Source organism: Shewanella glacialimarina (assembly GCF_020511155.1).
GTDB lineage: Bacteria > Pseudomonadota > Gammaproteobacteria > Enterobacterales > Shewanellaceae > Shewanella > Shewanella glacialimarina.
Window position 1 is genome coordinate 3,292,691 of record NZ_CP041216.1, and the last position, 14,536, is coordinate 3,307,226.

Here is a 14,536-nt window from a genome sequence, read left to right on the forward strand (position 1 = left end):
TGCACATCACCGCATTCATTAACAAATTAAGATTTGTTCATCGCTTGAGGCATTAATTTTTGCTGCATTGCCAAACCTAGGGTTCTAAAGGTACTTATCCGACTGGTTGTTTGACGCCATACTAAACCAATTTCACGATATGGGGCTTCACCAGGTGGGTCAATCACTTTAAGTTCGGTGTCATTTAAGATCCCCGCATCAATTGCCATTTGAGGTAAAAAGGTAGTCCCCAGCTTACTGTCCACCATCTGCACTAGAGTATGAAGGCTAGTCGCAGCGAAAGGATTGATTTTTGCACTATTACCTAACTGACATGCGGTAATAGCATGACCCGTAATACAGTGTTCAGCTTGCAGTAAAAAAATACTTTCATCAGGCATCAATTGATAATCAATTGGCTGCACCACATCATATGAGAGCTCTCGATGCATCACCATTTTAAATGGATCGATACCCACTTTCATACTATGAAATCCACTCGTATCCACTGGTAATGCTAGAATCAATAAATCCAATTCTCCCTTGGCTAGCGCGTCTAATAAACGCTCTGTGGTATCTTCTTTCAATAATAATGACAGCTGTGGATAGTCTTTTTGACAGAGTTTAACAACTCTGCTCAACAGAAATGGCGCAATGGTCGGAATACAGCCTAAGCGTATTTCCCCTGTCATCGGGGCGCCTTGGTTTTTAACCAATTCAACCAGATCATCTACGTCGGTCAGAATATTGCGAGCTCGCTCAACGACTTCTTCACCAATAGCGGTGAACATAAAAGATTTGTGATCACGTTCAATCAATTGATAACCAAGCTGTTCTTCTAAGTTCTGAATACCACTAGAGAGTGTCGACTGACTGACAAAACACATTTTAGCTGCACGATTAAAATTTTGCTCTTGATGTAAGTTAGTCAGGTAATAAAGATTTTTTAAACTCGGAAGACTTTTCATATAATCGATTATATCAAAGGATAGTAATTTGAATAATGAATTAACAACGGCAGAAAAACAAGATGAACATGATAAACTTGGTCACAAAATTTAAAAAAATATAAAAAAAAACCCCTAAAATAAGGGGTATTTATATCAGTAACATTACACAAAAAAACTGGAATACGATTATGCTTTAGCTTGTAAAAATAACTTAAGTTGCTGTAAATCACTTTCAGCATGCTCAACTATTTCAGCTAACCACGTTTTGTGTTCATCTGCCCACTTAGCTTCTTCGCCATGCTGTAGCAGCTGAGCAAACTGTTGAATACGCTTTAAACCAACAGAACCTGCAGCACCTTTAAACTTATGCGCTTCAGAACATAAGGCCTCTTTATCACCGTCATCGTTAGCTTTAATCAAACAACCAAGATACTCAGGCATCAATTGTTCGAACAACACAACACTTTTCAATAATGTACCAGCACCGATTGCACTGATGTATTGCTCAAGCGTGTTCAAATCCAAAATTGCATCTAACGGCGTTACGGACATTTAGGGCACCTCTAATTAATTTAAAATTCTAAGTCTAAGCCTATAAAATTAGCTTTATAATACCCCGTCTTTGCCCCTATGCAAGCTTTGCTAGTTGTAAGCCTCTCAAACCTGTCAGCTACAACACTCTGATAACAATTAAATAAACAACCTTATCCCATGCTTAAAAAAACATCTTAACAATTCGCACCATAATCTAGGTTTTAGATGAAGAAAATAGAACAACACACCAGCAGCTAAACAAACATAATAAAGCCTGACAAAAGCATTCACGCCTTTATTCCTACGTTATACGGTCCATTTTATCTCATTAACTAGCGGCATTAACTCGACCTTCAAATAACATCGCGCTAAGCATCTAATTAAGCTATTTTAGACACAAAACAGCTCGAGGTATTAAAGTAAATCAAACGGTTGTTTTAGACTTGAATCAAAGAAAACCAACTCAACCACTGATAACATCGAGGTTATATTGCCTTTGGGTTAATGTTTTAAACATAAACAGTATATTTTAAATTACTAAAAGTGAATATTTAGTCACAACAGAGTCCAAGAACCATTTCAACTGTGTTTGAAATAAAATTCACTATTTTTATTTCAAAAACAATTCAAGGCGATTGTTACCAAAAAGTTACCAAATATAGAGTGGCATTCTAAAATTCTTTTTATTCATAAGGTTATACAGAAAACAACACAGTTTACGTTAACGTAAACCTGATGCAATATTACAGTTATTTAGTAATAAAATTTCACAACCATGCAATAATTGCGTTTGACCTTTGTACAAACTCAGTTTAATTTGAGAGGTTCGGGTGCATATCTATGGAATTTCTTCACATTTACCCCGAGTCGTATATAGTTAGAGGTTTTAGGGGGTTTTTGTATGAGCTTATATCATCCCAGTTTCGAACGGGACAATTGCGGGTTTGGATTGATTGCACAAATGGATGGCGATGCCAGCCATAGAATCGTGCGCACTGCAATTCATGGACTCGATCGCATGAAACACCGTGGTGGTATTGCAGCCGATGGACGCACAGGTGATGGCTGTGGTCTATTAATGCAAATGCCAACCGAATTTTTTGAAGCAATAGCAGCTGAAAATGACTGGCACTTAAGCCGTAAGTTTGCTGTGGGCATGTTTTTTCTAAGTCAAGATCAGCAAAAAGCTGACGAAGCTAAGTTTATTTTAGAAAAAGAATTGCAACGAGAAACATTAAGTGTTGCCGGCTGGCGTAAAGTGCCTGTTAATCCAGATGTACTGGGCGAAATTGGCCGCAACAGTTTGCCGCAAATTTACCAGGTGCTAATAAATGCACCTGTAGGTTGGCGTGAAAAAGACTTAGAACGCCGCTTGTACATGGCGCGTCGTCGTCTTGAACAACAAATTACCAATGACGATGATTTTTATGTTGCCAGTTTATCGGGTCAAGTCATTGTCTACAAAGGCTTGATGATGCCTGCTGATTTACCGTCATTTTATAGCGATCTTGCCGACATCAGATTAAAAAGCGCGATTTGTTTATTCCACCAGCGCTTTTCAACTAACACCTCACCTAAGTGGCCTTTAGCACAGCCGTTTCGTTATTTAGCCCACAATGGTGAAATTAATACCATTACCGGTAACCGCCAATGGGCCCGTGCACGTGCTTATAAGTTTAATTCACCTTTGCTGCCTGATTTACAACAAGCGGCTCCCTTTGTGAATGAAACCGGTTCTGATTCATCCTCTTTAGATAACATGCTAGAAATGTTGTTATCTGGCGGAATGGATTTATACCGCGCAATGCGTTTGCTTATTCCACCAGCGTGGCAGTCAAATCCAGAAATGGATGATGAATTAAAAGCATTTTATGACTTTAACTCTATGCACATGGAGCCATGGGATGGCCCTGCGGGTATCGTAATGACCAATGGTCGTTATGCGGCTTGTGCAGTTGACCGTAATGGCCTGCGCCCTTCTCGTTACGTCATCACTAAAGACCGTATTCTTACCTTAGCCTCTGAAGTGGGTATTTGGGATTATGCTGCTGATGAAGTGATTGAAAAAGGCCGTGTAGGCCCAGGTGAATTGCTGGTGCTTGATACTTTAAATGGCCGTTTGCATCAGTCATTTGAAATTGATAACGATTTAAAACGTCGCCACCCATACAAAGAATGGATGGCTAAAAACAGTCAAACTCTGATACCTGCTGAAAGCATCGACCCATCAAAACAAGGCTCAAGCCGTTTTGATGCCAAAACCTTATTGCAATATCAAAAGCAATTTGGTTTTACCCGTGAAGAACTTGAACAAGTGATATGGGTATTAGCCAGCAAAGGCGAAGAAGCTATCGGTTCAATGGGTGATGATACTCCCATGGCTGTGTTGTCGAAAAAGTCACGATCATTGTATGATTATTTCCGTCAAAAGTTTGCCCAGGTCACTAACCCACCGATTGATCCATTGCGTGAAAAACACGTTATGTCGCTCGCCACTTGTGTCGGACGTGAACAAAATTTATTCAGCGAAACCACAGGTAATGCTTACCGTGTGATGTTTAACTCGCCCATTTTATTGTTTAGCGATTTTAATCAACTATTGGGATTAGACAGTACTAACTATCGTGCCAATACCGTTGATTTAAACTACGATGCCCATGAAACGCTCAAACAAGCTATTCATCGTATTACCGATGAAGCTGAGCGTTTTGCACGCAGTGGCACCACCTTGTTGATTTTATCTGATCGCGCTGTCGATAAAAACGCCCAGGTGATCCCTGCAGCAATGGCTGTTGGCGCAGTACAGACCCGTTTAGTCGACAAAAGTTTACGTTGTGACACCAACATTATTGTTGAAACGGCGTCAACACGTGATCCGCATCATTTTGCAGTATTAATTGGTTTTGGTGCCACGGCAATTTATCCATACCTAGCCTATGAATCCATTGCGGCGATGGCTAAAAAACACGCCATTGAAGATGTGACATCCTTAATGCTTAACTTCCGTTATGGCATTGAAAAGGGCCTGCGTAAGATAATGTCAAAAATGGGCATCAGTACTGTGGGCTCTTATCGTTGTAGCCAACAATTTGAAGCCGTCGGTTTAGCCAGTGATGTCATCGAATTATGCTTTAAAGGCGTGATCAGTCGTATTGAAGGGGCAAGTTTTAGCCATATTGCTGATGATCAAAAAGTACTTCATACCGCGGCATACCGTGCGCATGTCCCCTTGCCACAAGGTGGTTTACTTAAGTACGTCGAGGGTGGCGAATACCACAGCTTCAACCCTGATGTGGTAAACAGCTTACAGGCATCTTTAAAAAATAAAGATTATCCAGCATACAAACAATTTGCCAGATTAGTAGATGAACGTCCAATTGCGACTCTTCGTGATTTGATTGGCGTGAAAGGCTCACTAGCCGCAATTGAGTTAGACAAAGTAGAAGATGCAAGTCATTTATTTAGCCGCTTTGATAGCGCGGCTATGAGTATCGGTGCGCTAAGCCCTGAAGCTCATGAAGCGCTTGCTGTGGCAATGAACCGTTTAGGCGGTCGCTCTAACTCTGGTGAAGGTGGTGAAGATGCGCGTCGCTTTAACACTGAACGTAACTCTGCCATTAAGCAAGTTGCCTCTGGTCGGTTTGGTGTCACCGCGCATTATCTGGTTAACGCAGATGTATTGCAAATCAAGGTTGCTCAAGGGGCAAAACCGGGTGAAGGCGGTCAATTACCGGGCCATAAAGTCAGTGTTGAAATTGCCGGATTACGCCATGCTCGTCCTGGTGTCACACTTATTTCCCCACCACCACACCATGATATCTACTCAATTGAAGATTTAGCCCAGCTGATTTTTGATTTAAAACAAATTAACCCTACCGCTTTGGTCTCAGTAAAGTTAGTTTCTGAGCCTGGTGTTGGCACAATTGCAACCGGTGTGGCTAAAGCCTATGCCGATATGATCACCATTTCAGGCTATGACGGCGGCACAGGCGCAAGCCCGATAACATCAGTGAAGTATGCCGGTTCTCCATGGGAATTAGGCCTAGCTGAGGTTCAACAGTCGTTAGTTGAAAATGGCCTACGCCATAAAATTCGCTTACAAGTTGATGGCGGCCTAAAAACCGGTACCGATGTCATTAAAGCTGCGCTTTTAGGTGCTGAAAGTTTCGGTTTTGGTACCGTGCCGATGATCGCATTAGGCTGTAAATACCTGCGTATTTGTCATCTTAATAACTGTGCCACAGGCATAGCAACTCAGGACAAGAACTTACGTGATAACCATTATCATGGGTTACCTGAACGTGTGATGACTTACTTTGAATTTGTTGCCGAAGAAGTACGAGAGTGGATGGCCGCATTGGGTGTCAGTCAATTTGAAGACTTAGTGGGTCGTAGCGAATGGTTATATGCCCTTGAAGGCCAGACAGCTAAACAGCAAGGTCTAGATTTATCACCCATTCTGTATAAACCTGTCGTGCCAAGCACTTCATCACTCACGTGGAAAGAAATTAATCCGCCGCTAGATATTGGTCAACTTAACCAGACTCTGCTAACTGATTGTAAAAAGGCCGTTGATGAAGGTGATAACTATGCCTATCAATATGCCATCAATAACACCGACCGCTCTGTGGGTGCCGCACTGTCGGGTTACATTGCCAAGTTACATGGTGTAGCGGGCACTAAAGAGCCAATATCATTGGCATTTAGTGGCAGCGCAGGTCAAAGCTTTGGGGTATGGAATAGCCCAGGGTTAAACTTGAAACTGTGTGGCGATGCCAATGATTACGTTGGTAAAGGTATGTCGGGTGGCAAGATTGTTATTCACCCGCCGATAGGTAGTCCGTTCCAAAGTGAACGAAGTGCCATTATTGGCAACACCTGTTTATATGGTGCAACTGGCGGTAAATTATTTGCCGCAGGCCAAGCGGGCGAGCGATTTGCAGTACGTAACTCTGGCGCCATTGCGGTTATAGAAGGCTTAGGTGATAACGGCTGTGAATATATGACCGGCGGTATTGTTGTCGTATTGGGTAAAACAGGGGTGAACTTCGGCGCTGGTATGACTGGTGGCTTTGCTTATGTATTTGATCAATTCGGCCGCTTCAACCGCCGTGTCAATACTGAGTTAGTCGATACCTTGAAAGTTGAATCAACCATTCATCGCCAGCACTTAAGAGGCTTAATCGAAACTCATGTTGCCGAAACAGGCAGTGAGCATGCCCATTTGATTTTAAGTGATTTTGACAATTGGATAGACTGCTTTGTCATGGTTAAACCTAAAAATGTTGCCGTTGCTGATCTATTAAAAATCGAGCAAAAAAGCCCTGAATTAGCTGTTAAGGCGGGATAATAAAAATGAGTAATGATTTTCAATTTATCGAAGTGGGTCGTATTGACCCTACCAAGCACGCGGCAGAAAAACGTGCGACTCAGTTTATTGAGATTTATCAGCCGTTCACCCAGCCAGAAGTCAGTGCTCAAGCCGATCGCTGCTTAGACTGTGGTAACCCATATTGTGAATGGAAATGCCCGCTGCATAACTACATCCCTAACTGGCTTGAGCTAGCCAAACAAGGTCGCATAATGGAAGCGGCGGATTTGGTGCACGAAACCAACACGCTACCTGAAGTTTGTGGCCGAGTGTGTCCACAGGACCGCTTATGTGAAGGAGCATGTACCTTAAATGATGACTTTGGTGCAGTCACCATAGGCAGCGTAGAAAAATACATTACCGATACCGCGATAGCCCAAGGCTGGCGTCCAGACTTATCCAATGTAACCCCGCGTAAAGAGCGCGTGGCTATTATTGGAGCCGGCCCTGCTGGTCTTGGTTGTGCTGACATTCTTGCCCGTAACGGTGTGCAAGCGGTAGTTTATGACAAATACCCTCAAATTGGTGGTTTACTAACCTATGGTATTCCATCATTTAAGTTAGATAAAACAGTTATGGCCACCCGTCGCTCTGTAATGGAAGGTATGGGTATTCAATTTAAATTGAATACCACTATTGGCAAAGATATCAGTTTTCAAAGCTTATTAGACCAATACGATGCGGTGTTCTTAGGCATGGGAACTTACACGGCAATGCCAGCTAAGTTACCTAATGAAGATGCACAGGGTGTATTGCAAGCTTTGCCTTATCTGATTGGCAACACTCACAAAGTGATGGGCACAAGTGACGACAGCACGCCTTATATTAGCCTAGAAGGCAAAAATGTGGTTGTACTAGGCGGTGGTGACACTGCCATGGATTGTGTTCGAACAGCGATTAGACAAGGCGCCAAAAGCGTCACCTGTGCTTATCGTCGTGATGAGGCCAACATGCCAGGGTCTGCACGTGAAGTTCAAAATGCCCGCGAAGAAGGCGTTAAATTCCTTTTTAATCGCCAACCGGTTGCTGTTACAGCTGATAATGGCGTGGTAGTGGGTATTGAATGCGTTGAAACCCAAATGGGTGACGCGGATGCCTCTGGACGTCGTCGTGCAGAAGTGATTACCGGCAGCGAGCAAGTACTAGAAGCTGATGCGGTTATTGTGGCGTTTGGTTTCCAAGCCAGCCCTGCGGCTTGGTTTGATGATTTTGGTATCGAAACCAATGAATGGGGATTAGTTAAAGCGAAAAAATCTGATGCCAATCCATTCCAAACCACTAACCCAAAAGTGTTCGCTGGTGGCGACATGGTCAGAGGGTCCGACTTAGTGGTTACCGCCATTGCTGAAGGGCGTGATGCTGCATTAGGCATTTTAAACTTTATTGACTAAACAAAAGAGTTTGCTTGTGAATTTGCACACCTTCTGGTGTGCTTTTTTTTGTCTATTGATAACTCACCTCCTTTTTGTGGAAATCATAAAATCGACAAACCCTGTTACAAACTCACCTACCAACCCGCTACTTATTGATAACAACCCTTCTTAAACATAGCGTATGATAAATTCCAATCCTTTGAATCTCATATAACAGTAAAGGAGCCATACCTAATGGCCTTACTAAAATCGACTTCACTTAAATCAACCATAAATAACGCCCTACTTCTCGCTTTAGGTTTATCTGTTTCAAGTGCCGTTTTAGCACAGGATACGCTTATTATTGCCGATGCCTATGTTGATGTAGCCAAAGGTAAAACTGTTAAAGATGTGGCGATTATTGTCACTGACAATCAAATCAGTAAAGTCACTAAACAAGCTGATATCACCAATCAGCAGGATTACACCGTCATTGATTTAAGCGGTAAAACCTTATTGCCAGGGGTAATGGACATGCATGTGCATTTATCTGGTGATGCTGATGATAACTTTCTCGAAGCTCAAAATGATTCCGTGCCTCGCCAAACAGTAAAAGCAGTTAAAAATGCCCAAAAAACCTTGATGGCAGGCTTTACCACTGTGCGAGACTTAGGTGCCTCGGGTTACTCAGTCATTGCTACACGTGACGGCATTAACGCCGGCGATATTATCGGACCGCGCATTTGGGCGGTAGGTCACGCCATTAGCGTGACCGGAGGCCATTGCGACGACAACTTTTCTGCCCCAGAAAAACAGTCAAAAGCACAGGGCGTAGCCGATGGCCCATGGGCCGTACGTGCAAAAGTGCGTGAAAATATCAAGTACGGCGCTAACGCAATAAAAATATGCGCCACTGGCGGCGTATTCTCAAAAGGGACTCAAGTTGGTATTCAACAATTAAGCGATGAAGAAATTAAAGCCGCTGTGGATGAAGCCCATATGCAAGGCATGGTCATTGCGGCACACGCCCATGGAACGAGTGGCATTAAAGCGTCAATCAAAGCGGGAATTGATAGTATTGAGCATTGCAGCTTTATGGATGCTGAAGCGATTAAGATGGCTATTGATGCTGGCACTTACTTGTCCTGCGATATTTACAATACCGAGTATACCTTAGCATTTGGTGAGGCTAATGGTGTACCAGAAGCGAATATCAATAAAGAAAAGCAGGTTTCACAAGCGCAGCGTGATAGTTTCAGAAAAGCCGTCAAAGCCGGCGCTAAAATGGTATTTGGCTCTGATGCAGCGATTTATCCCCATGGTGATAATGGCAAACAGTTTTCTCGTATGGTGACGTTTGGTATGACGCCCATCCAAGCATTGCAAGCCGCGACCATCAATAGTGCCGCGTTATTAAAACAACAGAACTTGGGTCAAATTAAAGCAGGCTTTTTAGCCGATATTATTGCGGTTGATGGTGATCCCCTTGAAAACATAAGCCTGATGGAAAACGTCAGCTTTGTGATGAAAGACGGTATTGTTTATAAAAAATAGTCCGGGCACAGCAGGCTTTATCAACAACCAGAAAAACTGCGGCTAAAGCCGCAGTTTATCTTGTTGTCGTTTTATATTGGATTGAGTTTTTCACAAAGCACACTTCTGCATGGTATATTATTGGCCTAATAAATTTGCATAAAACTGTTTAAGGTCACCCCATGAAAATCGGTATTATCGGCGCTATGGAGCCCGAAGTTGTTCATCTTGTTCAAGCTATTCATTCTCCTGTTCATACCACCATTGCCGGTATTGAGTTTATAAGCGGTAAAATTGCAGATAAAGACGTGGTTGTTACCCGCTCAGGTATTGGCAAAGTAGCCGCAAGTATTGCGACAACGTTACTGATTGAAAAATTTTCAGTCAGTCATGTGGTTAACACCGGCTCTGCGGGCGGATTTGTTGATGACTTAGCCATTGGTGATATTGTTATATCATCTGAAGTGCGTCACCACGATGTTGATGTCACTGCATTTGGTTATGAAATTGGCCAAATGGCTCAACAACCTGCGGCATTCATTCCAAATGCTGAATTAGTCAAAGCGGCACAACAAGCGGTATCATCTCTCGGTGAAGTTAAGGCTATTGAAGGGTTAATTTGTACTGGCGACAGCTTTATTTGCGATCCAGAGCGCACTAAAATCATGCGAGCTAACTTCCCAACAATGGCAGCATGTGAAATGGAAGGCGCAGCTATTGCACAGGTTTGTCACCAATTTAACACCCCGTTTGTGATCATTCGCTCACTGTCTGACAATGCTAATAATGACTCACCTGTCGATTTTGACTCGTACATCATTAAAGCAGGCCATCATTCGGCTATGATGGTCATGGCATTGCTGCAACAATTGTAATGTCACAGCAAGGTTAACCCCTTAACGGTATGAGTTTGCGAAGGATACCATTATGAACAATCTACTTTTGCAAAATGAGCTCATACAAGGCTGCTTAGTGCTTATAGCGGCCATTGCAGCGGCGCAACTTGCGCCACTGCCCAAACAATGGCAACCCTTATTATGGTTTAGGTTATTAGCGAGCCAATTAGCGGCAAAGGTGAATCACCCAAAACGCTCGGCATCGCAGCAAATGACGGCGGGAATATTAGCGACTTTATTGCTGGTCATTCCCATCACAACGATCGCAGCCTTTTTTCTTGAACTTGCCGCCTATGGGTGGTTTTTTGATTTTCTGATATTGTATGTTTGCATCAGCGATTACCAATTTACTCATCAAGCAAAGCGCATTCAAACAGCGCTTGAAAAAAATAACAATGCCTCCGCCAAAGTCATACTAGCGCCATGGGTCAGTCAAAGTACCCAACGGCTATCCAGCATGGGGTTATGTAAAACCACTATTGAAAAAACACTGAGTGCGCCTATTTATGGCAGTATCGCCAGTGTGATATTTTTTGCTTTAGGTGGCTCAACTATGGTTATCGCTGCACATTTACTTAAACAATTAGAGCTGTGCTGGCCACCCTACCAACCTAAGTTTGTTAACTTTTCTAGTTTTGTCGGCCAATTTAATCGGCTATTGTTTTTTATCCCTAGATTATTATGGCAATTTTCATTATCAATACAGTTTGGTCAGCTCGGAGTTAAAAGCATTGCAGTTACCGACAAGGTCACTCAAGGGCTAAATAATGATTTCAGTGTCATACATCTAGGCGCTAATTTGCTGAAAGTTGAGCTTGGCGGACCACAACAATTTATAATACTGCCATCGGCTTCTAAAACACTCAGTTATACAAAAGGGGTTGCTGTTGAAAACGCTTTTGAAAAAGTGAATTTAACCAAAGTCTTAGCAGGTTCTTTACCCCAATATCAGCATATTCACATTACGATAAAAGCGGCTCAAAATGGTAAGTTTTTCTTTTTAGCATTAGCTATTTTATTGCCTTTATTGTGGGCATTACTGCAAAATATGTAAATCTTTAGCCAAAAGCGGTATTATCCGCGGCTGCTTGTTTTATATATCCTCGTTTATAGGAAAGTGACCTTGTTCGATAATTTACATGTTTCATTAACGACTCCGGCCTTATTGTTTCCGGCAATTTCGTTACTTTTGCTGGCATATACCAATCGTTTTTTTGCACTAGCGGCGCTTATCCGTCAGCTAAGCGAACGAGGTAAACCCGTCAATGACGACCAAATCAAAAACCTCAAACAACGTATTAATCTGATCCGTAAAATGCAAGAAGCGGGTGTCAGCAGTTTTGCTTTGTGCGTTTTATGCATGATTTTTTTGTATACCGGATTTAATCAAATCGGCTCAGTTATTTTCGGATTAAGTCTACTCTTGTTACTTTACTCGTTGATTTTATCAGTGATTGAAATTCGTATTTCGGTTGATGCACTTAACATTCACTTAAAAGAGTTAAGTCAATGATCCAGTGGATTTACTTTTTTGACCTCTGCGGTACCGCAGTATTTGCCCTATCAGGGGCATTAGCCGCGGGTAAACATCGTATGGATCCTTTTGGCGTAACGGTATTAGCCTCTGTTACAGCTATTGGCGGCGGCAGTATACGTGACGCATTATTGGGTTCTACACCAGTTTTTTGGATTACCGACCCCAATTACATCATAGTGATTTTAGCCACTGTGGTTGCTTGTTTGATTTTGGTCCGCAAACCCCATAAGTTACCCAACATTACGCTACCTGTTGCTGACGCCCTAGGTTTAGCGCTTTTTACGGTTATTGGTGCTCAAAAAGCCCTATTACTCGGTCACTCTGGCATGATTGCAGTAGTAATGGGATTAATAACTGGCGTTGGCGGAGGCATTATTCGTGATGTATTATGTCGACAAGTTCCTATGGTGTTACGAACTGAAATCTATGCTACAGCCTCTATTATTGGCGGTATCTGTTATACCTTGAGCTTACTGTCAGGAATAGATAGTATGACATCGATGTTTTTAGCCATGGCTAGCACGCTTATTATTAGATTGAGTGCAATCCGCTGGCATCTTTCCTTACCGGCATTCGATTTAAAAACAAAGAGACCTTGATGTGCGTTTAATTAGCCTACTATTTTGCTTGTTATTGAGTGTTCAAACTCATGCGAATATTGGTGATATGCCAGCTGAGCAACAGCTTGCAATTCAATATATTGAAGCCTATACCGACCACGATTTTAGAACGTTAAAACAGTTTTATACCCGTGAGAGCGTATTTTTTGATAAAACCGCTGGGGTAGAATATAAAGGCGAGCGCCAGATTATTGCTTTTCTAACCCGCGCCCATGAAGGTGTGCTTGAATACCGACTTAATATCGAGCATATGTTTAACAATGGTGCCATTGTGGTCATCATCGGCAGCTATAGCTTGCGTGGTCCAGGGGATCAGTATGGCAAACCAGATAAAATTATTGATATAGCGGTTCCGGGGGTTACTACCCTAAAGTTTGATATGAAAACCCAACGCTTAATAGAACATATGGATCTGATGGATTACCAAACAATGGCCGATCAGCTGGAATCTCAATAAACGATTCACCTTAACCTTAAATTCAGACAATAAAAAAGGCTCCAAAGAGCCTTTTTGTTGTCTACACTGTGGTATTTAATACAGTGGCGTTTAATTAAGCACTACTTTAGCAAACTTGCGTTTACCGACCTGAACTACGGCTTCAAAACCTGCGTTAAACACTTGACGACTATCTTCTACTTTCTCACCATCAAATTTCACCGCACCTTGTTTTATCATCCGCATACCATCAGAGGTTGACCCAACTAGACCTGCATCTTTAAGTAAGTTAGCAATCGCTAACCCCTCACCAGCAGCAAGTGTTACTGTTTCAATATCTTCAGGAATCGCGCCTTTTTGGAAGCGATTAATAAACTCTTGGTGGGCAGCTTCTGCTGCTGCTTCATCATGAAAACGTGCAATGATTTCTTTGGCTAAGGTAATTTTAATATCACGCGGATTAGTGCCATTTTCCATATCGAGCTTGAAGCCTGCGATCTCTTCTAGCGGGCGGAAAGACAGTAACTCAAAATAACGCCACATCAAGTCATCTGAAATAGACATAATTTTGCCAAACATTTCGTTTGCAGGCTCACTGACGCCGATATAGTTGTGGGCTGATTTAGACATTTTCTTTACACCGTCTAAACCTTCAAGCAGAGGCATCATAATCACAGTTTGTGGTTTTTGACCTTCTGCTTTTTGTAATTCACGTCCCATAAGTAGGTTAAACTTTTGGTCAGTGCCACCTAGCTCAACATCGGCTTGCAATGCTACTGAATCGTAACCTTGCAATAGTGGGTACATAAATTCGTGGATCGCAATAGACTGTCCTGACGCATAACGTTTTTTAAAGTCATCACGTTCCATCATACGCGCTACCGTTTGCTGTGAAGCTAAACGGATCATTCCAGCAGCGCCTAATGGTTCTAACCAACTAGAATTGAACTCAATACGTGTTTTAGCCGGATCCAAAATCTTATAAACTTGCTCTTTATAGGTTTCAGCATTAGCAAGCACTTGCTCACGTGTTAGCGGCGGACGAGTGCTATTTTTACCACTAGGGTCACCAACCATGCCGGTAAAGTCACCAATTAAGAAAATGACTTCATGACCAAGCTCTTGGAAGGTACGCATTTTATTTAAAATGACAGTATGCCCTAGATGGATATCTGGCGCGGTAGGATCTGCGCCTAACTTAATCCTAAGTGGTCGTCCTTCTTTAAGTTTTTCAATGAGATCAGCCTCAAGTAAAATTTCATCCGTACCACGTTTGATCTCTGCCAACACTTGATCTAATTCAGCCATCTCTACTGCAACTCCTAGAG

Annotated in this window: 11 protein-coding genes; 8 read left to right on the forward strand and 3 right to left on the reverse strand. The window is 42.4% G+C overall.

The genetic code is table 11. The features are described 5' to 3' along the window. Positions 1-26: 26 nt before the first annotated feature. Together oxyR and FJ709_RS14455 are read right to left on the reverse strand one after the other, a co-directional pair. Complete coding sequence (oxyR, locus tag FJ709_RS14450) at positions 27-947, reverse strand: hydrogen peroxide-inducible genes transcriptional activator OxyR (RefSeq protein ID WP_226410723.1); 921 nt, start codon at positions 945-947, stop codon at positions 27-29. 168 nt (positions 948-1,115) lie between these two features. After that, the gene (locus FJ709_RS14455; protein ID WP_226410724.1) at positions 1,116-1,481 is read right to left on the reverse strand and encodes an Hpt domain-containing protein; all 366 of its coding nucleotides are present in this window, start codon (positions 1,479-1,481) and stop codon (positions 1,116-1,118) included. Between the two features lie 883 nt (positions 1,482-2,364). Here FJ709_RS14455 and gltB point away from each other — a divergent pair. The 8 genes from gltB to FJ709_RS14495 all read left to right on the forward strand — a co-directional run bounded on the left by gltB (position 2,365) and on the right by FJ709_RS14495 (position 13,229). Further along, positions 2,365-6,813, forward strand: coding sequence for a glutamate synthase large subunit (gltB, locus tag FJ709_RS14460; RefSeq protein ID WP_226410725.1), 4,449 nt, complete (start codon positions 2,365-2,367; stop codon positions 6,811-6,813). Between the two features lie 5 nt (positions 6,814-6,818). Continuing rightward, positions 6,819-8,225: an FAD-dependent oxidoreductase gene (locus FJ709_RS14465; protein WP_226410726.1), complete on the forward strand. Its 1,407-nt coding sequence runs from the start codon at positions 6,819-6,821 to the stop codon at positions 8,223-8,225. Positions 8,226-8,441: 216 nt separating this feature from the next. After that, the gene (locus tag FJ709_RS14470) at positions 8,442-9,740 is read left to right on the forward strand and encodes a Xaa-Pro dipeptidase (protein WP_226410727.1); all 1,299 of its coding nucleotides are present in this window, start codon (positions 8,442-8,444) and stop codon (positions 9,738-9,740) included. Between the two features lie 161 nt (positions 9,741-9,901). After that, positions 9,902-10,594 carry a 5'-methylthioadenosine/adenosylhomocysteine nucleosidase gene (locus FJ709_RS14475; protein ID WP_226410728.1) on the forward strand — a complete coding sequence of 231 codons (693 nt, stop codon included), beginning with the start codon at positions 9,902-9,904 and terminating at the stop codon, positions 10,592-10,594. Positions 10,595-10,646: 52 nt separating this feature from the next. Beyond that, on the forward strand, positions 10,647-11,669 hold the full coding sequence (locus tag FJ709_RS14480; protein WP_226410729.1) for a cobalamin biosynthesis protein: 1,023 nt from the start codon (positions 10,647-10,649) through the stop codon (positions 11,667-11,669). 69 nt (positions 11,670-11,738) lie between these two features. Then, complete coding sequence (locus tag FJ709_RS14485; RefSeq protein WP_226410730.1) at positions 11,739-12,128, forward strand: DUF2721 domain-containing protein; 390 nt, start codon at positions 11,739-11,741, stop codon at positions 12,126-12,128. Beyond that, positions 12,125-12,751 (forward strand): trimeric intracellular cation channel family protein, encoded by a 627-nt coding sequence (locus FJ709_RS14490; RefSeq protein WP_226410731.1) that lies wholly within the window; start codon positions 12,125-12,127, stop codon positions 12,749-12,751. Before FJ709_RS14485 ends, FJ709_RS14490 begins: the two co-directional genes overlap by 4 nt. Before the next feature lie 67 nt (positions 12,752-12,818). Further along, positions 12,819-13,229, forward strand: coding sequence for a nuclear transport factor 2 family protein (locus FJ709_RS14495; RefSeq protein WP_226416005.1), 411 nt, complete (start codon positions 12,819-12,821; stop codon positions 13,227-13,229). Positions 13,230-13,319: 90 nt separating this feature from the next. Here the strand turns inward: FJ709_RS14495 and tyrS are convergent, their stop codons facing one another. Further along, entirely contained in the window at positions 13,320-14,516 is a 1,197-nt protein-coding gene (tyrS, locus tag FJ709_RS14500; protein ID WP_226410732.1) for a tyrosine--tRNA ligase, read from the reverse strand. Positions 14,517-14,536 lie beyond the last annotated feature (20 nt).